The organism is Nostoc sp. NMS2, from assembly GCF_017115105.1.
Classification (GTDB): domain Bacteria; phylum Cyanobacteriota; class Cyanobacteriia; order Cyanobacteriales; family Nostocaceae; genus Nostoc.
In genome coordinates this window covers 1-17,241 of record NZ_JABXKH010000037.1, presented here as the reverse complement: position 1 = coordinate 17,241, position 17,241 = coordinate 1, and the positions used below count along the sequence as shown (strand labels likewise).

The window sequence follows — 17,241 nt, the reverse complement described above, 5'->3', positions numbered from 1 at the left end:
AACCGTATTGGGTCTTTAGGGACTTCCCAATTTCTACTTTGCCTTCATCCGCGCCTGCTTCACCATCGCAATGAGAGTTTGATGGGCATCTTCTGCATCCGCTAAAACACGATCAAACTGAATGCGAACTGGCACAGCTTCACCATTGACTTGCGCTGTCAAATCCATACCTTGTGCATCAATTGACAGCATTTGTGCTGCGATCGCATCTGTAACACCACCAAAAGCTTTAGCATAAAGAACTATGGCATCAGCATGATCGTCATTCATGTGCTTGCAGATGCGCGAACTAATCTCAGTAGAAAAATCCTTAGACATTGTTGAGGCAAAAAGTTAGAAATACAGCAACAGCTTAGATTTTAAGCTAACGCCAGTGAAATTTGCTAATTTTCTTTCTTAGCAGTAAGAACTGTGAATATTACTCTATGTTCATCATTAATAATATTTATTTCTGGAATAATAATTAAATTAAAATAAAACTTAGTTCAGTATTTTTACCTTCCATTACGGAAACCAGACAGCTTAAACTGTAGCAGAAGTATTAGCCAAACTATTGAAGCTAAGAGAAAATGAGCGAAATTAGCCCCAGACGAATTGTAATTGGGGATGTGCATGGTCACTATGAAGGTTTGATGACATTGTTGGAGGCGATCGCTCCCACGTCAGACGATCAAATCTATTTTTTGGGAGACTTAATCGATCGCGGGCCTCATAGTTCACAAGTAGTTAATTTTGTCAAGCGACATAACTACCCATGTTTGCTGGGAAATCATGAGCAGATGTTATTAAACATTCTGACCAATGAAAGAACTTCCTCCCCGACGATGCAAGCGTGGTTGTACAGTGGGGGACAAGCTACTGTAGCCAGTTACCACGAGGCTTCAATCCCCGATGACCATCTGGATTGGTTCAAGAGTTTGCCTACATATCTCGACTTGGGGGATATTTGGTTAACTCATGCTGGTGTTGACCCTTCCAAATCGGTGACAGAACAAACTGCCGATCAACTGTGCTGGATACGAGAGGAATTTCACAGCATCGAAAAACCCTACTTTCCAGATAAGCTGATTATCATCGGTCACACCATTACTTTTACTCTGCCTGGTGTTTCTCCCGGTAAATTGGCACAAGGACAGGGATGGCTAGACATAGATACTGGCGCTTATCATCCTCGGAGTGGCTGGTTGACTGGACTGGATGTCACGAATAACATGGTTTATCAAGTTAACATTTTTAAAAACTATATCCGTGCCCTGCCCTTAGAAGAGGTTGTAGTTACCGTCAATCCAGCCAAAATCAAAGTTGATCGTCGCAATAAGAATTGAATAATATTCGAGATGAGGCAGAGGGGGAGTGAGGGAGATGTGGTTCGACTTCGCTCACCAACCGGGAGATGAGGGAGACAAGTGGAATAAGCAATGCCCAATTCCCAATTCCCAATACTTCGACTTCGCTCAGTACAAGTGCCCAATTCCCAATGCCCTCAAGACCTTACTAATGGTCGAATATTAGCTTTATAACTAGCATTATCCAACCCATAATTTCCATTACTAGGTTGAGAGTTAATCGCGCGTCTAAGGGCATCAATGCGATCGCTCGTTCCGGGGTGCGTACTTAAAAATGTTGGTGCAGAACCCTTTCCAAGCAGCTTTTTCATAAACGACACCATTGCAGACTGGGCGTAACCAGTGCGTGTCAAAGTTCGTAGTCCTCTTTGATCGGCCTCAAATTCATTTTTACGACTGCGGGGCAAGTCTCGCGCTAACTGGACACCAATTTGCACCGCCGTACTCCGATCTAAGCCTGCTGCTGTTAATAGACCACTTTCGAGCGCTTTTTGTTGCATCTGTTTGACTACGTGTTTCCCGCCAATGTGACCAATTTCATGGGCGAGTACCCCTGCTAGTTCCGCTTCATTGTCTGCGGTTTTCAGCAAACCCGTATGAACATAGACATAACCACCCAAGGTAGCAAAAGCATTAATACTGTCATCGTCAACTACCTGAAAGGTATAAGGAAGATTGGGGCGATCGCTATTAGCTGCTAAACGCCGACCAATTTGTTCTACATAGCGATTAACTTCAGAATTCCGGTAAAGTTTGACTTGACTGCCAACTAATTCCTGATTAATCTGCTTACCAAGATCAACTTCTTGGTTAGGGGATATATTAGAAAGCTGAAATGCCTGAACTCCTTGGAGTAGAAGAGGCAAGAAATCTAAAGCTCTTCCAGGTACGGGTGTACTCAGGCACAGACTCAGGGCAACTACCACTGAAATTAAAGGATAAAACCAGCTACGCCGCCACACCCGATAATTTGCAACAAAAACTTTCCAATTGAACATAATAAGCTCTGAATATTGTTTTGGGAGGACATAAAATAATCGGACAAATTATGAGACGGATTTAGAGGATTCTAAGTTGCATTCTTAACTCAAACGCAAATGAGTTGTGATACAGCTAATCATTACGCAAATCTACCGAATTTTGGAGGGCTAGAGATTCCCTCTAGAGATAGGCTTAAACACTAGATATTACTTTCTTTCTGGATGCGTCAGTCTGAACAGGCAAAAGTTTCAGAGTTCGCTGGGGTGGCAGCGAACTTACAAAACTCGTGATAAACTGTCGCATAACTGCAACGCCCAGCCGCTTTGAGTTATTACCAAATAGGAAAAATTGCCGTTTTCATCGAAAGCCTTCTTGCTACAATCAATTACTTCGCTATTACCTCGGAAAATTTTTTATGGCTATTTTAGATTCAAAAGGTCGCTTGTTCGGCAAAATCAACCTCTTAGATTTAGGTGCTGCACTGGTAATTCTGCTAGTGATATTCGGCATCTTTGTCTTTCCTGGAACTTCTGGTTCTGTTGCCCAAGTTGGGGCAAAAACAATACCTATAGAAGTAGACTTAGTAGTTCGTGGTTTGAATGTCCGTGACCCTGAACAATTATTTAACAACGGATTAAAAAAAGGCGGTAAAACTAATGTAATTATCCGTAATCAACCTTATGGGCAAATTGAAATTAAATCCATTCAACAGCTACCTAGAACAATCAATGTTTTCCAACCTGATGGCAGTGTAAAAGAATTACAAGATCCAAAAAGCAACAATTTTAGTACAGATTTGCTTTTGACTCTAGACGGTAAAGCTCAGGTTACTGACAATGGTCCCGTTCTAGGTAACAGTAAAGTTAAAATTGGAATGCCATTTGAATTGGAAGGCTTTAACTACAACTTCAATGCAACTGTTATTGATATCAGATTAAAAGATAAATAGCATTCATCTTTTCAATTTCAAAAAAGAGACTGTTGAAGGAGACAGGAGGCAGGAGGCTCAGTTGGAGTAAATCAGTAGGGGATTCGGCTTCTACTGATTTAGCAGCCCTGAACTCTCGTAAGAAAGCGGGAAGCTGACGCAACAGTGTTCTTGTCTTAAACCCAAAACCCGTCTGGTCGCGGTACTTGATAGAGTGCAGTTTTCCTCTGTCTTGAACTGCCTTCCTCGATAAACCGAATTTGTTGTAACCTAAAAAACTTCGGTTTATCAGATTCATCAATCAAAATTCTAACTAATTAGCAGCTTTCGCTTGAAACATTAAATACGTCCCTCCTAACCCTTCTACAATTGTGCGTGTATTGGCGATCATCATTTTCTGATAAGTGTCTGCCTCGCTTCCTGGTTCACCAAGTCCCTCAACGTATAACTTTCTATCCGAAATTTTCACTTCAGCAACTCTTGCTACAGATTGAAGTGAATTATCGTTAATTGCCGCGTCAGAAAAAATTGTTGAGACTTGAGTTCGTTTAATATTTGCAACCACATTTTTCACTCGTATAGCTGTCAAGTTTTCGTCATTACTAATACCTTGTAATCCCCCTGCTAATGGAATACTGTATGCTTTGGCGTAATAACTCAGTGCATTAGAGGTTGTAACTAACTTACGTTCTTTGGCAGGAATACTCGTAATTCTTGACTTAATCCAACTATCTAGTTGAGTAAGTTCATTTTTGATTTTTTTGGTATTGCTGTTATAAGTTTCTGCATCACTAGATTCTAATTTTCTCAGATTATTATTAATTACTTCCACCATTCTGATAGCATTCTTGGGATTGTGCCAAAGATGAGGATTAATTAAAATTTTGCCGTCTTTCTGAAATTTTTGTGGCTTAGATACCGCAAGTTGCCCAACGGCTATTTTCGGTGCAGTGTTTTTAGTCACTTTAATTAATTTGATCAAATTTGGTTCTAAATTATAGCCACTATAGAGAATAAGATTAGCTTGCTCAATGGCTCTACGATCTTCCGGCTTTGGTTTATAAACATGAGGATCGGCACTAGGGTCAATTAAGCAGGTGAGGTTAACTGTATTCCCGGCAACTTGCCTGGTTAAGTCACATAGTACACTTGTTGTTGCTACAACTTGAGGAAGATTCTCATTTACCGGGGTGGTAGTTTGAGTGAATGCAGTTCTTGCAGCTTGATTTCCACATCCAACAAATCCAATTGTCAAAGCAACAAAAATGGCTCGGAAGGAATTAGTTAATGGTAATTTTTTTGACATCCTCACCTTCTACTGGATATAGAGAAAAAGTAATCATTATTTAGTAACGAATTAGTGAAATACCAGGGAGAAGCCTTCAACAAGGAAGATGTTAAAGGTTAAGGGAAGAGGGACAAGCCATCGGCTAGGAAAATTGTATAAGGGAAGAGGAATTAATAGACTCTTTCCTTTTACCCATCGCACATCCAGCAAATTGAAGCACTGGTGAGGTTTTGCAGGCAAAATGTTAGTGAACTTCACGCGACAGACTGGAAAACTGGTAGAGGTAATAGCACAATAATAAAAGCGATGCTGAGGAGCCTCCAATAAGGAGTGTAGTTATCTCACAGTATGTTGAAGGGGCTATGCCATTGTGCTTAGATGCCGTAAAGGTCGCAAATTGACTAGAATTATCAGGTTAAGGAGTGAAACGTAGTAACGCTGGAGCTTATTGAGCATACGGGTTGATTTCGCAAACCGAGTCGTGAATCTAAGGCAATTGTAGCTGTGGTTTTGCGAGGTGTGGGCATATAGTTGTTACAAAATTGGTGAATTGGCGATTTTTTGGTTCATGCCCAAAAAATCTAAAATCTAAAATTCGTAGTCAAGTATATAGAACAATTCCTCAAAGCTGATATTGGTGAAGATAAACAATGGTAATTTTAGTTATCCTCGTTAATACCCTTATTTCGTTGGTACTACTCTATGTGGCTTGGCGAGTGTGGCAACTCAAGCAGCAGCTAGCATACATAGCAGATAGGTTAACTGTTTATGAAAGTTTTACTCATGCAGTATTAAATAAAGCACCCGAAAATATTTATCTCAGCCAGGAGAATATTTATAACTTACGGCAGAAAAATCAAGTGCTAAAAATACAAATCCAACAAGTGCGACAAATTATCAGTCTACTTTTGCAAGGACAGCAAATCTGGCAGCGTTATTTTCGGAGGCTAGAGTTAATATCCGGGAAAAGAACTGTTGCAAAATGAGTTATGTCAAGTTCAGATGAATATTTATAATTAGGGCTGACACAGGGGCGCAAAGATACAGTGGGATAGGGACGTAGGGAGTTTTGAATAATAAGTAATTAATGGTTTTAATATTTAATGAATAAAAGCAACATTTTTGGCTGATATTTTGTCAGTATAGATTAACCGAATAAAATCGGTGATCCTTGCAAGGAGAGAAAACCCACCTAAAATAGGTGTAAGGAGAGAAACAACAACATGTCTAATAACCGTTCTGGAGTATTTTTTGGCGGTTTGATGCTGGGAGCTACTATCGGTGCTTTAACTGGTTTGCTCGTGGCTCCACGTACAGGGCGCGAAACACGTAAAATTTTGAAGAAATCTGCCAATGCTCTCCCAGAATTGGCAGAAGATTTATCAACTAGTGTGCAAATCCAAGCAGATCGTCTCTCTGCCAACGCACTAAGAAACTGGGATGAGACTTTAGATCGATTACGGGAAGCGATCGCAGCAGGTGTAGATGCCAGTCAAAAAGAAAGCCAAATCTTAAAGCGGCAAACATCTGTTGAAGACTCAGATTATCTTCCCCAGCAATTAGAACGCTCATAAATGACATTACCGTGATTGACCCCCTGTTTTGGTTGGGACTCTCCTTACTTTTAGTCGCCACAAGCTTGACTGCGGTTTTAGTGGCGGCAATACCGGCTTTGCAGGAGTTAGCACGCGCTGCTCGCAGTGCAGAAAAGCTATTTGATACACTCTCACGAGAGTTACCACCCACTCTAGAAGCTATCCGCGTGACTGGTTTGGAAATAACTGACTTAACTGATGATGTTAGTGAAGGTGTAAAAAGTGCCAGTCAAGTAGCTAAACAAGTCGATCAAAGTCTCGATAGTGCAAGAATTCAGGCTCAAAATCTGCAAGTAGGTACACGCAGCATCTTTGTTGGCGCGAAAGCTGCTTGGAGAAACTTCACCCGCCCAAAACCCACGAGGCGAAATAGCGATCGCTTGCCAAGCAATGAACAACCACCACTAACGTTGCGAGAACGAGAAATGCTCAGGCAAGAAAATCGTCGCATAAACACAGACGTATATCGCGCTAATGACGGTTACAACGACGCTGTTAACTGGGAAAGCAATTTCGATGACGAAGATTGACCAAAAAAATGGCATGGGGCATTGCTTATAGCGGTTCTCGCTTGAGTCCAATACAGACTTAACAAGAGTAGCCCCTTCCCTACTAGTGTTGGGGAGTAAGATTCAAAGCCTCTCTCCTAAAAAGAGAGAGGTTTGGAGAGAGGTCAAAATGTATTGCTTCCATTCGAGAACCGCTATATTTTCCTTATGCAGTGTCAAAACGTGCTACTTTTCCAGCTTAAAAAAGCGATTTTTGTTTATGGATAAACTTCGGCATTGTATTCAGCAATTTGGGAAAACGGGTGAAGTATATTTTAATCAAGCTATTTTTTTAGGAGAAATGTGCTTGTTCCCAAATTTCTGTCAAGCTGAACGATAGGTAGCTCTATGCTGCAAATCAAACCCAAGATTCCAGCGAAAAGGTTTTCACCTGTTGAATTCGCAAAAAGTCACTATCACTGGAAACGACAGTTAAATGATTTTGCAGTGCAATAGCAGCTATCCAAATGTCATTTTCATCAAAACCCAAATCAACAATTTTAGTTTTTCGCCACTTATTTTTATCTTTGGGTGCAAATTGATTGAATAAAGCTGCCTTAATTTGACCGTAAACTGTTGCTGTTTGCTCTGTTATATGGTAGATACGAATATCTTCTAAAAATTCTGTCAAGCGAACCAAATTATTTTCCTTGCGTTGGGATTTTTCCATCATGAATGTCAATTCACCCTGGACAATTACACAAGTGGCAATATTATTTTCTCCAACTTCATTCACACGACGAATAACATTTGGTTCGCCTAAAATAATGGCACTACAATGATTTGTATCAAGTAAATACATTATTAAAATAGGTTTTCGTCATCAAATTTAGCTTGACCACGGGTAGCATATACTGCTTGAAGGCATTCTTCAAAGTCGTCACCTTCCCAAGTGCCAGCGTGTCGAAGGATGGAGCGTCCCGAAGCAGGACGATATGTAAGTTGCTCTTGAACGCTAGACGTTTCTGTAGAATCGCTTAAAGGGATAGGTTCAAGCTTACCTGGTTTCAACTCTTTGTTTGTATAGTTAACCTTAATAGAACGGATCAAATCGAGCGCTTCTATTAGCAACTCCGGCGGTAACGTTTCTATTTCTTGGATTAATAATTCTTTGTTAGTCATCTTTCACTTATAAATAATGCTTCTTTTATTGTATGGGGAACTCCGTCATAGCTTAGTGAATTTTGAGTATTTTGACTGATTGACAAAATGCACTTTATCTTAAAATTTCATGAATGCCACTGCCCAGTCCCCACTCCCTAAAAACCCTTTGCTTTGATCCCTTAGATTAGAGTAAAGTAAACAAGTGTAAAGAACTATCATTTTTCCCGTACTCTTTATAAAACAACTTGTTCACTTCTACCGTTGATATTTGTATAAAAACGTCCATGCAATCTTGTTTTTGGCGACGAATTCTGGTATCTATTGCAGTATTTTTCCTGGCTGGGTCAATTTGGGTCATGCATTCTCCCCCAGCACTGGCTTATGACAATCCTGAGTTACTCCCTGAAACCTTTACCCCAGTTGTAGACTTAGCTAAATCTCTGCCTGTGCTGCAAGAAGAAAAGCTTGTCAAAGATTTAGAACAGTTTGAAGCCGATACAGGCTGGAAACTGCGAGTATTGACTCAGTATGACCGCACCCCAGGTCGGGCGGTTATAAAATATTGGGGTTTGGATGACAAAAGCATTTTACTAGTTGCTGATTCTCGTGGCGGTAACATCCTCAGTTTTAGCGTCGGCGATGCTGTTTATGAACTTTTACCCAGGACATTCTGGATAGAACTGCAAACCCGCTTTGGTAATTTGTACTTTGTCCGCGAAGAAGGCGAAGACCAAGCTATTCTGCAAGCTTTAGAATCTGTTAAAGGCTGTTTGCTCAAAGGTGGTTGCAATGTTGTTCCCGGACTGCCACGAGAGCAATGGATTCTCACCTTGATTACCTCAGTTATTGGTGGGGTAATTTGTGGATTTGCCGCTCAACCCCGCGAGAAAGGACAAGTTTTTGCTTGGCAATGGGCTTTAATTTTCTCACCTTTATGGGGGATCTTATTTATTGCCTTTGGTATTGGGCCAGTGGTTACACGCACAAGCGACTGGCTACCTCTAGTTCGCAATATCTCTGGCTTTATTATCGGTGTCTTGGTTGCCTACTTATCTCCTGTTTTCAGCCGGCCTTCTTCTAATAATGAGTTATAAGTGCTGAGTTAGGAGTTATGAGTTTTAATTAACTCCTAACTCCTAACTCCTAAATCCCTGAAGCTGATAAGCTGAAAGCTAATTATTTAAGAAGCTCAAGAAAAATGGAATGGCACGTAACTGATGCTCAAAGTTTAGCAATCATTGATAATGAAATTGAAAATCATGTCTTTTCACCCGCAGAATATGAGATTGTGCGGCGGGTAATATACTCTACAGCTGACTTTGAGTATAAGTCTTTGATTCGTTTTTCTGAGCGTGCCTTACAAGCAGGAGCAGCAGCACTAGCCGCGCGTACCACGATTGTGGTAGATGTCCCGATGGTACAAGTAGGTATTGCATCTGAGATTCAAAACACCTTTGCTAATCCAGTGTATTGCAGCATGGAAGCTCTGACACGCCCTCAAAAAGAAAAAACTCGGGCAGCATGGGGAATCGAAACCTTAGCAAAGCGTTATCCAGAGGGTATTTTTGTGATTGGTCAAGCACAAACAGCACTAACAGTACTAGTTGATTTAATAGAGGCTGAGGAAATTAGACCTGCTTTGATAATTGCGACTCCAGTGGGATTTGTCAATGTTGATGAAGCGAAGGGGCGTTTACAAGACTCCTTAGTGCCCCATATTACAATTGAGAGTCGCAAAGGTAATGCAGTTGTAGCAGCTGCGATCGTTGATGGATTGGTAGACTTGGCTTGGCAAGCCTATGGACAAGATGGAAATCGGGGGAGCTAGAAAAGTCGGCTCTACTGTATTTTTTATTCAAAAAAGTATTCAAAATCACTGAATATCCTGATATTTTTGTTAAATAGTCTTGACCAAGGAGCCTTTTTCTTGTGGTAATTCCAGGTTTCAATTTAAGTGTATATTTTACAATTCCCTTAGTATTGAGTCTTTTTGCTAAGGGAGAAAATATAAAAGTATCTTTAGTTGAAAACGTCCATCAAGTATCCACTAACAAGGAAATGATCGTATCGAGTCGCCAGCTAATAGGCACTAAAACGACTCCGAAAACATACTATGTTAGTGTTACTGGAAACGACAAAAATAGCGGACTCTCTAATTCATCCGCCTTTAGGACAATTCAAAAGGCAGCAAATCTGACTAACCCTGGGGACACCGTACTGATTATGAACGGAGTGTACAGGAATGCAAACCCAAATGGACAGGTAGTATCTATTACTCGCTCTGGAAAAGCAAATGCATGGATTAAGTTTAAAGCATATCCTGGCCATCGTCCGAAAATTAAGCACAATGGATGGAATGGAATTTTGATTCACAGTGGAGCGTCATATATTGAGATAAATGGGCTTGAAGTCATAGGGAACAATGACAATGTAACCCTAGATTATGCAATGAGTCAGAAAACTAACAAACTAAACCCACTGACGAATGGAAACTGCATCAACGTGGATGGACGAAAAAATGGTCACACTCACCATATACGTGTTGTCAATAACAAGGTACACAAGTGTGGAGGAGTAGGCATTGCAGCCATTGAATCAGACTACGTGACAATAAATAATAACGTAGTGTTCGATAATGCTTGGTACAGCGTTTATGGTTGCAGTGGTATTTCGATGTTGAGCAATTGGAATTTTGACAACAACCGGGGATACAAGATGTTTGTTACCAACAACAAGACTTATAACAATCGTATGTTTATCCCTTGGATTGCAGTCGGAAAGATTACAGATGGTAATGGCATTATTATCGATACTTCAAGAAATAATCAGAATAACTCAAAATTAGGTGCATATCAAGGACGCACTTTAGTTAAAAACAATCTGACATTTAATAATGGTGGTTCAGGTATTCATACATTTTTAAGCGATCATGTTGATATTATAAATAATACTGCTGTTTTAAATAATCAAAGCCCCGAAATTAAAGATGGGCAAATATTTGCTAATGTATCATCTGATGTCAGGATTTTTAAGAACATTCTCTATGCTTATCCTGGCAAACCTGTTAATAGTAATAATAAAAACAAAAACGTTATTTACAATTACAATATATACCTTAATAGTTCTAAGGTAAGTGTTAAGGGAACTCACGATATTATTGCAGGCTCACAGTTTTTAAAAAAGTATCCCACTCTAAAAAAAATATCTGGTAATTGGAAATGGCGGTTAGATAAACAAAATCCACCTATGCAGACTTATGTAGAGTCTAATTCGGCAGGTTTTAGTTGTGGGTCTGTTACCTATCGTTTAAAAGGGAAACTCATCAAAGTGGGATGCTCTCGTTAGCAAATTGATTACATTATCCTGCTTCCTTGACCAAATTTTGGATTGAAAGATTTAACCTTTAAAAAGGTTTAAAGCCCAATACGGTTCAGTTAAGGCTTTACTCTTTGTCAAAGTGAATTTTTTTAACGAACCGCGAAGCACGCAAAGGAAGAAAAGAAAGAAATGCTTAACTAAACTGTATTGGTTTAAAGCCCCCAAATTTAAAAATTATGGTTCTTGCGTTGGTTTTATGGTACGGCATTAAAATCGCAGTTTTATAGAAAGGTTCAAAAATTTAAAATCCAGTAACAGCAAGAAACACAGGCTATGATTAGATTTTATTTATTATTCGATTCCATAAAATGAACTGAAGAGCCAAAATTATTTATTCAAGCCTTAGCATTGACGGTATGATACCAATTTTTTATGAAGCTGCATAGAATTAGATCCCCCCTAACCCCCCTTATTAAGGGGGGAACCGGAAAAACATCTATCAAAGTCCCCCAATTTATCGGGGAGCCACTGCGGGAACAGGGGTCTCCCCAAATGAAGCAAGTGGCGTGGATTTAGGGGGATCGAGATATGTGCAACTTCACATTAAATTGGTATGAGGTCAATCTAAAATCCAAAATTGTTCGACTTTTTTTTCAATCCTCGACTCTACGACGGCGACGACGCGGTTTTTGTTGTTGGTCTTCACGCAAGCGACGACCGACTTCGTTAAAGAAATCCCGGCGCAGATAAGGATAATCACTAATCCATAGGTCACGACTGGGAATGTATATATCGCTAAATTGTTCAATACTGCTCAAATCTGGACGATTTGACAGCACTACCATTTCGGCAATTTGACCGCGAGTAATAACTTTGTGGGCAGGACGTAATGGTGCTATAAACTCAATGGTAAATCCTGTTTCATCACCCACCTCTAAGTTAATTTGTTTTTCTCGATTTTCCACAATCACCAGTTCGCCTTTGCTGTTGACTGTTTCTTGTTTCCCCATCAACTGGTCTGTTATCCACCAATCTAGGACTCGACCACGGAAAAAGCCGCCATACTTATAGCGGCGGCATTGCAAATTTCGCATACTTGCTTGAAACACTGGATACCACAGCCAAAAAAAAGCGCCAACTACCCCTAGCACAAATACTATTGAAGCAAACTCAAGCTTAAAAACGACTGTCACAAGCAATATAACAACTATGGCAACTACAGAAATTAACAGCCGTTGCAAAAAATTTGAAAACTTCCCCCAATAGTACTTGTACTGCAAACCAGTGGCAATTAGGGGGATAACTTGTTCAAATTTCTGGCGAGTCAGTGGTACTAACATGAATGCCCAATTGTGTATTTAAAGTCTAAAGTATCTTTTCTAATCCATATACTAACGACTTTAGCTCTAAGACTTTGCGAATTGCTAGTAGCACTCCTGGCATATAGCAAGCGCGATCGCTCGTATCATGTCGTAAAGTATAAATCTGTCCTGCTGCGCCAAAAATAACTTCTTGATGAGCAATCAATCCTGGCAAGCGCACGCTATGAATTCTAATCCCTTCATCTGCTACACTGCCTCTAGCTCCTGGTAATTTTTCCGTTTCTTCTACAAGAGAAGGGTTAAAAGTTTTACCCAATTCTCCTAGTAACTGCGCCGTTTGAATGGCAGTACCACTGGGAGCATCAGCTTTTTGGTTGTGATGCAGTTCGATAATTTCCACATGGTCAAAATATTTTGAGGCTGCGATCGCAGCTTGTTGCAATAGCACCATGCCAATGGAAAAATTAGGAATAATTAGACAACCAGTGCTAGCTTTGTCGGCAAAGTCTGCCAAGTCTTGAATTTGTTCTGCACTTAACCCAGTGGTGCCGACTACTGGACGAATACCGTAAGCGATCGCACTACGAATATTGTCATAAACTGAATCGGGATGAGTAAAGTCTACAATTACCCCTGGAGGAGACTGTCTGTCGCCAGCCACATACCCTAACATCGGTTCCAATTGATTGGTAATTGGCACTTCCAGGGGTTCGCTTAAACCCGCCAATTCTCCAGCGTCTTTATCTTGATGTTCCAAACTGTGGTCAATTGCACCCACTAGGTTTAAGTCAGGCGCTTGCGCCACCGCCTTAATCACCTCACGGCCCATTTTACCAGCAGCACCGTTGACAATAACCGGGATAGGAGCTTGATTCGTCATAGGTCGAGAAATACTTTTTGAGCTAACAAAGGAATTGTAAAGACTTTAGCGATCTAGTAGCTAGCTTCTCAAATCTCTGGCTTAATTCCGACTACCTTAATTTATGCAGCTAATCACTCAGTTTTCTACCTCTAAAGCAGATCGCTTCTCATTTTCATCCCACTATCTTAGCCAGTAACCCGTTTTATTTTGCCTATTTTGTTCACCACGTCTCTAAAAAAATCCTATACTCTAACTGATAAGTAGTTCTTATAAAGGTTATCAGAATTTTTTTGTCAAGTATAGTTGACTATTTGTAATATTGTTGTTAAATTTATTTACATAACTTATCAAAGACTAAGCTTAACTATATAACTGGTGTTAGCTAAGAAAAGCAGGTTTCGGTATCGCTATATTTAATCAACATTTGAACTTCTCCCATCTACCTCGGCTATCAAGTCGGGGTTTTTTGTGTTCTCAATTAGCTACTTCTTTCTTTAGTAGTTACTCACCGTTCGCCTAATAGAGAATTAATTTGATGAAATAAGGGATAGGTAAAGAAACTTCCCAAATGTCATCAAAAAAAATGTTGCAACAAGCTACAGAAATTCTGCGCCAACACCGAGTCCAAGGGTTATTTGGTTTCGAGCATGAATGCCATTGCGCGAACGGTGAGTTACTAACCTCGTTGAAAACCCTTTGCTGGCTTTGCTTGCCCTTTACCCTTTGGTTTAGATTTGTTAACTTCTCCTAAAGCTTCCTGAAATAAGTTATGCAAATGTATAGGTACACTAGCAATATCTGGTAACTCTGGCTCAATAGGTTTGTGGAATTCTTGCAAAAGCGCATCCAAGTCACTTTCAAGATGAAACTCTGGACGTTGTAGAACTATTTGCAACACATTTTCTAATTGAGTTGGATATTGTTGCGCTAATCGATGCCAAATAAAGGCATTAATACTTTTATCTTCGAGATAGTAGCGAACTAGTTTTTCCGCCCCTTGAACACTTTGCCAGTCTTCTGCTAATAAGATTGCTTGTACCTTACTATATGTTGGTAAAAACATTTGTCCCCAACGGGGATGAGAAAGAGCCGTTACCTGTTCTGCTTTTTTTAGTTCGGCAGGTAAATCGACCTTTGGCATAACCATTTTGCTATTGCCGCCTTTGCTGTTCAACACCTGAGAGACTACGTTAGAATCAGCGCCAAACTCTTGTGCTGCTGCTTTGATTTCCTCGTCTCCAATGCCAGCGGCTTCTGCCACTTCCGCCAAGGATTTGGAAGTATCAATTCCTGCTGCTGCAAAGGTTTTTTCAGTAATTATTTCTTGAAATTCCGCAATTTTCTTATTAAGATGGTATCCAGATAGTGTTATTTCATCAGTGCCAAAAAAGTCCACAAACTGCTGATGATATTGTTCTACTGACTGCCAAGCTTCTTCTAGCAAGTCTGGAGCATCGCTATAAAGATTACTTTTATAGTTTTCTTTGAAATTGCCAATTGCTACAGCCAGTTTTGGTTTCCCTAATTTACCCATTATTGTGTAAGGGCCAGACAACATCCAGTAGGTGTCGGTAACAGGAGAAATGCGAGTTAGTAAAATTTCTCCTATTTTCAACCGAGATATTGCCTGTAATGTTTGGGTATTGTTAGGCTTGACGACGTAGCATTTATCGGTCAACCAGTTCGTCAATTCAAAGCCATCAGGTAGGATGTTAGTAATGGCAAATAAACCAATAAAACTATGATGCCAGCTTTTGATCAGATTGCGATCGCTCTCTTCTAAATCTGGATGGCTTTCGATAAACAACTCTAATGGAGACTTATCACCGACTTTGCCTGCTGTTAGAAAGCTATCGATGATTAAGTCCTGCTGGGTACTATCCCCACTTCCACGGCGCAACTGTGCTGCTGCATAAGTTTCCAGTGCTTGTGCCAGTTCGCCTTCAGCATCAAGGACAAAATCAACTAAGGCTTTTTTTAATTCGTGCGATCGTTCTAAAATGACATCCACAAGTTAATCTCTCGGTGCAACAGATGTAGATTATAGCGTTTGAGAGAATTACAACATCTAGCTATTGCCAGATTTATGGTTGTCTGTACTTAGCAGATTTTACCCAACCTCTGTCCGAGGGCGAAAGAGAAATAACCCTAATTTTGTCAGTCTCGGATAAATTAACGAGTTTTCGACGTTACAGCCAACGAAGTATAGCGTTTCCTAAGCAACTGAGGTACACCCAAATCTTTTTTCCTAAGCTTAGTAGCTTTGAAAACGTATCTCACTAGGTCAAGAACCGCTATCAAGTTTGAACCCACTTTCATGAAAGAGGGATAATCCCTTTTAATCTTGTCTTCACGTGTTGCCGTTTTTACGTAAAATATTTTATAAAAACATATATGATCTGTATATTTTAAAGTGTGTAATTATTGAAAAAGTGAGGTAAGTGTACCTAACTCGGTAAAATTAAGACAAAAGCTCCCAGTGAATGGGCTACGGTTTAGCTTCTTTAACAAACTAGATATTATTGAGATGCCCGAAAGCTAATGACTGAAGCGATCCAAATCGGTAATCGTACAATCACAGCGAGTGAACTGATTTCCTTGCTAGGAAATTACCAAATGCTGCCACAGTTGCAGAGAGAATTGATCATCGATGAGGCCATAGAGCAAAATTCACGCTCCGACAAGATAGCAATAGAGTGTACATCTGAGGAAATAGCCCAAGCCAAACAGCAGTTTTACGTTGAAAAACAGTTCAGAAATGAAGAAGACATCCAGGCTTGGATGGCACATCAAGGGCTGACTACCGAACAACTAGAAGTGATTACCACTCGTAAGCTCAAAATTGAAAAATTCAAGCACGCTACTTGGGGTAATAAACTAGAATCCTACTTCTTTCAGTCCAAGGCAAAACTAGACAAAGTAATTTATTCCCTACTGCGAACCCAGGATGTAGGAATTGCCCAAGAACTTTACTTCCGCATTCAGGCAAAAGAAAACTCTTTTGCTGACTTGGCGCGTGAATATTCACTCGGGCCAGAAGCCCAAACTGGAGGCTTAGTAGGCCCGATTGAACTGAATGCACTACATCCTGTAATGGTGCAAATGCTATCTAGCAGTCAACCAGGTCAGATATTGCCCCCTACCCGCATCGCCGACTGGTTCGTGATTTTGCGGCTGGAAAAATTTATCCCCGCACAACTGGATGAATTTATGAAAGTGCGCCTGCTGAATGAACTCTTTGAAACCTGGCTACAAGAACAGCAAAAGCAAATCATGTCTGCGCCACAAGGGGAAAGGAGCATAGGAGGAAAGGGAGAGTAATTTTTCACTCTCCCCCCTAAAACAAGAGTTTGCAGTGTAGGTAAAAGTAGGGGTGACAATCGTGTGGTAATGTAAAAAATGATTTTGCAACAAAGCCAAAGCAGGAATGAATCGACTGAGCAAAGAAGACCTCTCACAGATGAACCAGAACTACTTCCAATCTCTGGATAAAGAGAAATTGGTAGAAGTTGCAGGTAATCTTCATTCTTTAGCTGTCGAACAACTAGAAAAATTAGAGCAAAATTCAAGCAATAGTTCGTTACCCCCATCATCAGACCAATTTAAAAGTAAAGAGAAAGTACCGTCACTAGAATTAGAACCAACGGGGAGTGAAACTTCCGTTTCAGAATCAAAGCGAGAAGATAAGCACGTGGGCTTATATTGCGATGATTCTTACTCAGGCTCGTCGAGGTATAAAACATCCTCCTATTCCTGTTGCTTTTTAATTGCTTTTTAATGGGGGAGAGTGAAAAACTACAGTTCTTGAGTCATAAGCCATAGCAATTTATCCAATCCTAAATTCAGCATAAACTAAAACCCGCTAGCTGTTATATAAGCTAGCGGGTTTCATTAAAAAAATTATCCCTGGCATCGAGCTATTTTTGCGTAGGGCGACCCCTAAACTATC

Annotated in this window: 18 protein-coding genes; 10 read left to right on the top strand and 8 right to left on the bottom strand. The window is 40.3% G+C overall.

Annotated elements, in window-relative coordinates; all coding sequences use genetic code 11:
• Positions 1-33: 33 nt before the first annotated feature.
• Entirely contained in the window at positions 34-318 is a 285-nt protein-coding gene (locus HWQ36_RS04250; RefSeq protein WP_292698423.1) for a DUF2470 domain-containing protein, read from the bottom strand.
• Between the two features lie 251 nt (positions 319-569).
• On the opposite strand from HWQ36_RS04250, the gene HWQ36_RS04245 reads away from it, so the two are divergent.
• Positions 570-1,325 (top strand): metallophosphoesterase family protein, encoded by a 756-nt coding sequence (locus HWQ36_RS04245; protein ID WP_292698421.1) that lies wholly within the window; start codon positions 570-572, stop codon positions 1,323-1,325.
• Between the two features lie 158 nt (positions 1,326-1,483).
• Here the strand turns inward: HWQ36_RS04245 and HWQ36_RS04240 are convergent, their stop codons facing one another.
• Positions 1,484-2,344 (bottom strand): M48 family metalloprotease, encoded by an 861-nt coding sequence (locus HWQ36_RS04240; protein WP_292698419.1) that lies wholly within the window; start codon positions 2,342-2,344, stop codon positions 1,484-1,486.
• Between the two features lie 398 nt (positions 2,345-2,742).
• Here HWQ36_RS04240 and HWQ36_RS04235 point away from each other — a divergent pair, with 398 nt between their 5' ends.
• Positions 2,743-3,276: a DUF4330 domain-containing protein gene (locus tag HWQ36_RS04235; RefSeq protein WP_292698417.1), complete on the top strand. Its 534-nt coding sequence runs from the start codon at positions 2,743-2,745 to the stop codon at positions 3,274-3,276.
• 292 nt (positions 3,277-3,568) lie between these two features.
• Here HWQ36_RS04235 and HWQ36_RS04230 read toward each other — a convergent pair whose 3' ends face one another.
• A complete protein-coding gene (locus HWQ36_RS04230; protein WP_292698416.1) occupies positions 3,569-4,561 on the bottom strand; it encodes a zinc ABC transporter substrate-binding protein in 993 nt (330 codons plus the stop codon).
• 632 nt (positions 4,562-5,193) lie between these two features.
• On the opposite strand from HWQ36_RS04230, the gene HWQ36_RS04225 reads away from it, so the two are divergent.
• From HWQ36_RS04225 to HWQ36_RS04215, 3 genes are all read left to right on the top strand, one after another.
• Positions 5,194-5,529: a hypothetical protein gene (locus tag HWQ36_RS04225; RefSeq protein WP_292698414.1), complete on the top strand. Its 336-nt coding sequence runs from the start codon at positions 5,194-5,196 to the stop codon at positions 5,527-5,529.
• A gap of 237 nt (positions 5,530-5,766) precedes the next feature.
• Positions 5,767-6,117: a YtxH domain-containing protein gene (locus tag HWQ36_RS04220; RefSeq protein ID WP_292698412.1), complete on the top strand. Its 351-nt coding sequence runs from the start codon at positions 5,767-5,769 to the stop codon at positions 6,115-6,117.
• Between the two features lie 11 nt (positions 6,118-6,128).
• On the top strand, positions 6,129-6,668 hold the full coding sequence (locus HWQ36_RS04215; protein ID WP_292698410.1) for a DUF948 domain-containing protein: 540 nt from the start codon (positions 6,129-6,131) through the stop codon (positions 6,666-6,668).
• 376 nt (positions 6,669-7,044) lie between these two features.
• Here the strand turns inward: HWQ36_RS04215 and HWQ36_RS04210 are convergent, their stop codons facing one another.
• Together HWQ36_RS04210 and HWQ36_RS04205 are read right to left on the bottom strand one after the other, a co-directional pair.
• Positions 7,045-7,488, bottom strand: a complete 444-nt coding sequence (locus HWQ36_RS04210) for a type II toxin-antitoxin system VapC family toxin (RefSeq protein WP_292698408.1) — start codon at positions 7,486-7,488, stop codon at positions 7,045-7,047.
• Positions 7,489-7,490: 2 nt separating this feature from the next.
• A complete protein-coding gene (locus HWQ36_RS04205; RefSeq protein WP_292698406.1) occupies positions 7,491-7,808 on the bottom strand; it encodes a DUF2281 domain-containing protein in 318 nt (105 codons plus the stop codon).
• Between the two features lie 266 nt (positions 7,809-8,074).
• On the opposite strand from HWQ36_RS04205, the gene HWQ36_RS04200 reads away from it, so the two are divergent.
• The 3 genes from HWQ36_RS04200 (at position 8,075) to HWQ36_RS04190 (ending at position 11,135) form a co-directional block, all read left to right on the top strand.
• Positions 8,075-8,884 (top strand): TPM domain-containing protein, encoded by an 810-nt coding sequence (locus HWQ36_RS04200; RefSeq protein WP_292698404.1) that lies wholly within the window; start codon positions 8,075-8,077, stop codon positions 8,882-8,884.
• A 104-nt stretch (positions 8,885-8,988) separates the two neighbouring features.
• Positions 8,989-9,618, top strand: coding sequence for a precorrin-8X methylmutase (locus HWQ36_RS04195; RefSeq protein WP_292698402.1), 630 nt, complete (start codon positions 8,989-8,991; stop codon positions 9,616-9,618).
• Positions 9,619-9,719: 101 nt separating this feature from the next.
• A complete protein-coding gene (locus tag HWQ36_RS04190; RefSeq protein ID WP_292698400.1) occupies positions 9,720-11,135 on the top strand; it encodes a right-handed parallel beta-helix repeat-containing protein in 1,416 nt (471 codons plus the stop codon).
• Positions 11,136-11,761: 626 nt separating this feature from the next.
• On the opposite strand, the gene HWQ36_RS04185 is transcribed toward HWQ36_RS04190, so the two are convergent.
• The 3 genes from HWQ36_RS04185 to HWQ36_RS04175 form a co-directional block, all read right to left on the bottom strand.
• Positions 11,762-12,448 carry a phosphate ABC transporter permease gene (locus HWQ36_RS04185; RefSeq protein WP_292698398.1) on the bottom strand — a complete coding sequence of 229 codons (687 nt, stop codon included), beginning with the start codon at positions 12,446-12,448 and terminating at the stop codon, positions 11,762-11,764.
• A gap of 25 nt (positions 12,449-12,473) precedes the next feature.
• A complete protein-coding gene (gene dapB / locus HWQ36_RS04180) occupies positions 12,474-13,310 on the bottom strand; it encodes a 4-hydroxy-tetrahydrodipicolinate reductase (protein WP_292698396.1) in 837 nt (278 codons plus the stop codon).
• Positions 13,311-13,968: 658 nt separating this feature from the next.
• On the bottom strand, positions 13,969-15,303 hold the full coding sequence (locus HWQ36_RS04175) for a hypothetical protein (protein ID WP_292698394.1): 1,335 nt from the start codon (positions 15,301-15,303) through the stop codon (positions 13,969-13,971).
• 530 nt (positions 15,304-15,833) lie between these two features.
• Between HWQ36_RS04175 and HWQ36_RS04170 the strand changes: the two genes are divergently transcribed.
• Positions 15,834-16,613 carry a peptidylprolyl isomerase gene (locus HWQ36_RS04170; protein WP_292698392.1) on the top strand — a complete coding sequence of 260 codons (780 nt, stop codon included), beginning with the start codon at positions 15,834-15,836 and terminating at the stop codon, positions 16,611-16,613.
• 106 nt (positions 16,614-16,719) lie between these two features.
• Complete coding sequence (locus HWQ36_RS04165) at positions 16,720-17,070, top strand: DUF6444 domain-containing protein (RefSeq protein WP_292698390.1); 351 nt, start codon at positions 16,720-16,722, stop codon at positions 17,068-17,070.
• The last annotated feature ends 171 nt before the right edge of the window (positions 17,071-17,241 follow it).

Coding starts and splice junctions, on each gene's coding strand:
- HWQ36_RS04250 (WP_292698423.1), bottom strand. CDS start 318: ATGTCTAAGGATTTTTCTACTGAGATTAGTTCGCGCATCTGCAAGCAC.
- HWQ36_RS04245 (WP_292698421.1), top strand. CDS start 570: ATGAGCGAAATTAGCCCCAGACGAATTGTAATTGGGGATGTGCATGGT.
- HWQ36_RS04240 (WP_292698419.1), bottom strand. CDS start 2,344: ATGTTCAATTGGAAAGTTTTTGTTGCAAATTATCGGGTGTGGCGGCGT.
- HWQ36_RS04235 (WP_292698417.1), top strand. CDS start 2,743: ATGGCTATTTTAGATTCAAAAGGTCGCTTGTTCGGCAAAATCAACCTC.
- HWQ36_RS04230 (WP_292698416.1), bottom strand. CDS start 4,561: ATGTCAAAAAAATTACCATTAACTAATTCCTTCCGAGCCATTTTTGTT.
- HWQ36_RS04225 (WP_292698414.1), top strand. CDS start 5,194: ATGGTAATTTTAGTTATCCTCGTTAATACCCTTATTTCGTTGGTACTA.
- HWQ36_RS04220 (WP_292698412.1), top strand. CDS start 5,767: ATGTCTAATAACCGTTCTGGAGTATTTTTTGGCGGTTTGATGCTGGGA.
- HWQ36_RS04210 (WP_292698408.1), bottom strand. CDS start 7,488: ATGTATTTACTTGATACAAATCATTGTAGTGCCATTATTTTAGGCGAA.
- HWQ36_RS04205 (WP_292698406.1), bottom strand. CDS start 7,808: ATGACTAACAAAGAATTATTAATCCAAGAAATAGAAACGTTACCGCCG.
- HWQ36_RS04200 (WP_292698404.1), top strand. CDS start 8,075: ATGCAATCTTGTTTTTGGCGACGAATTCTGGTATCTATTGCAGTATTT.
- HWQ36_RS04195 (WP_292698402.1), top strand. CDS start 8,989: ATGGAATGGCACGTAACTGATGCTCAAAGTTTAGCAATCATTGATAAT.
- HWQ36_RS04185 (WP_292698398.1), bottom strand. CDS start 12,448: ATGTTAGTACCACTGACTCGCCAGAAATTTGAACAAGTTATCCCCCTA.
- dapB (WP_292698396.1), bottom strand. CDS start 13,310: ATGACGAATCAAGCTCCTATCCCGGTTATTGTCAACGGTGCTGCTGGT.
- HWQ36_RS04170 (WP_292698392.1), top strand. CDS start 15,834: ATGACTGAAGCGATCCAAATCGGTAATCGTACAATCACAGCGAGTGAA.
- HWQ36_RS04165 (WP_292698390.1), top strand. CDS start 16,720: ATGAATCGACTGAGCAAAGAAGACCTCTCACAGATGAACCAGAACTAC.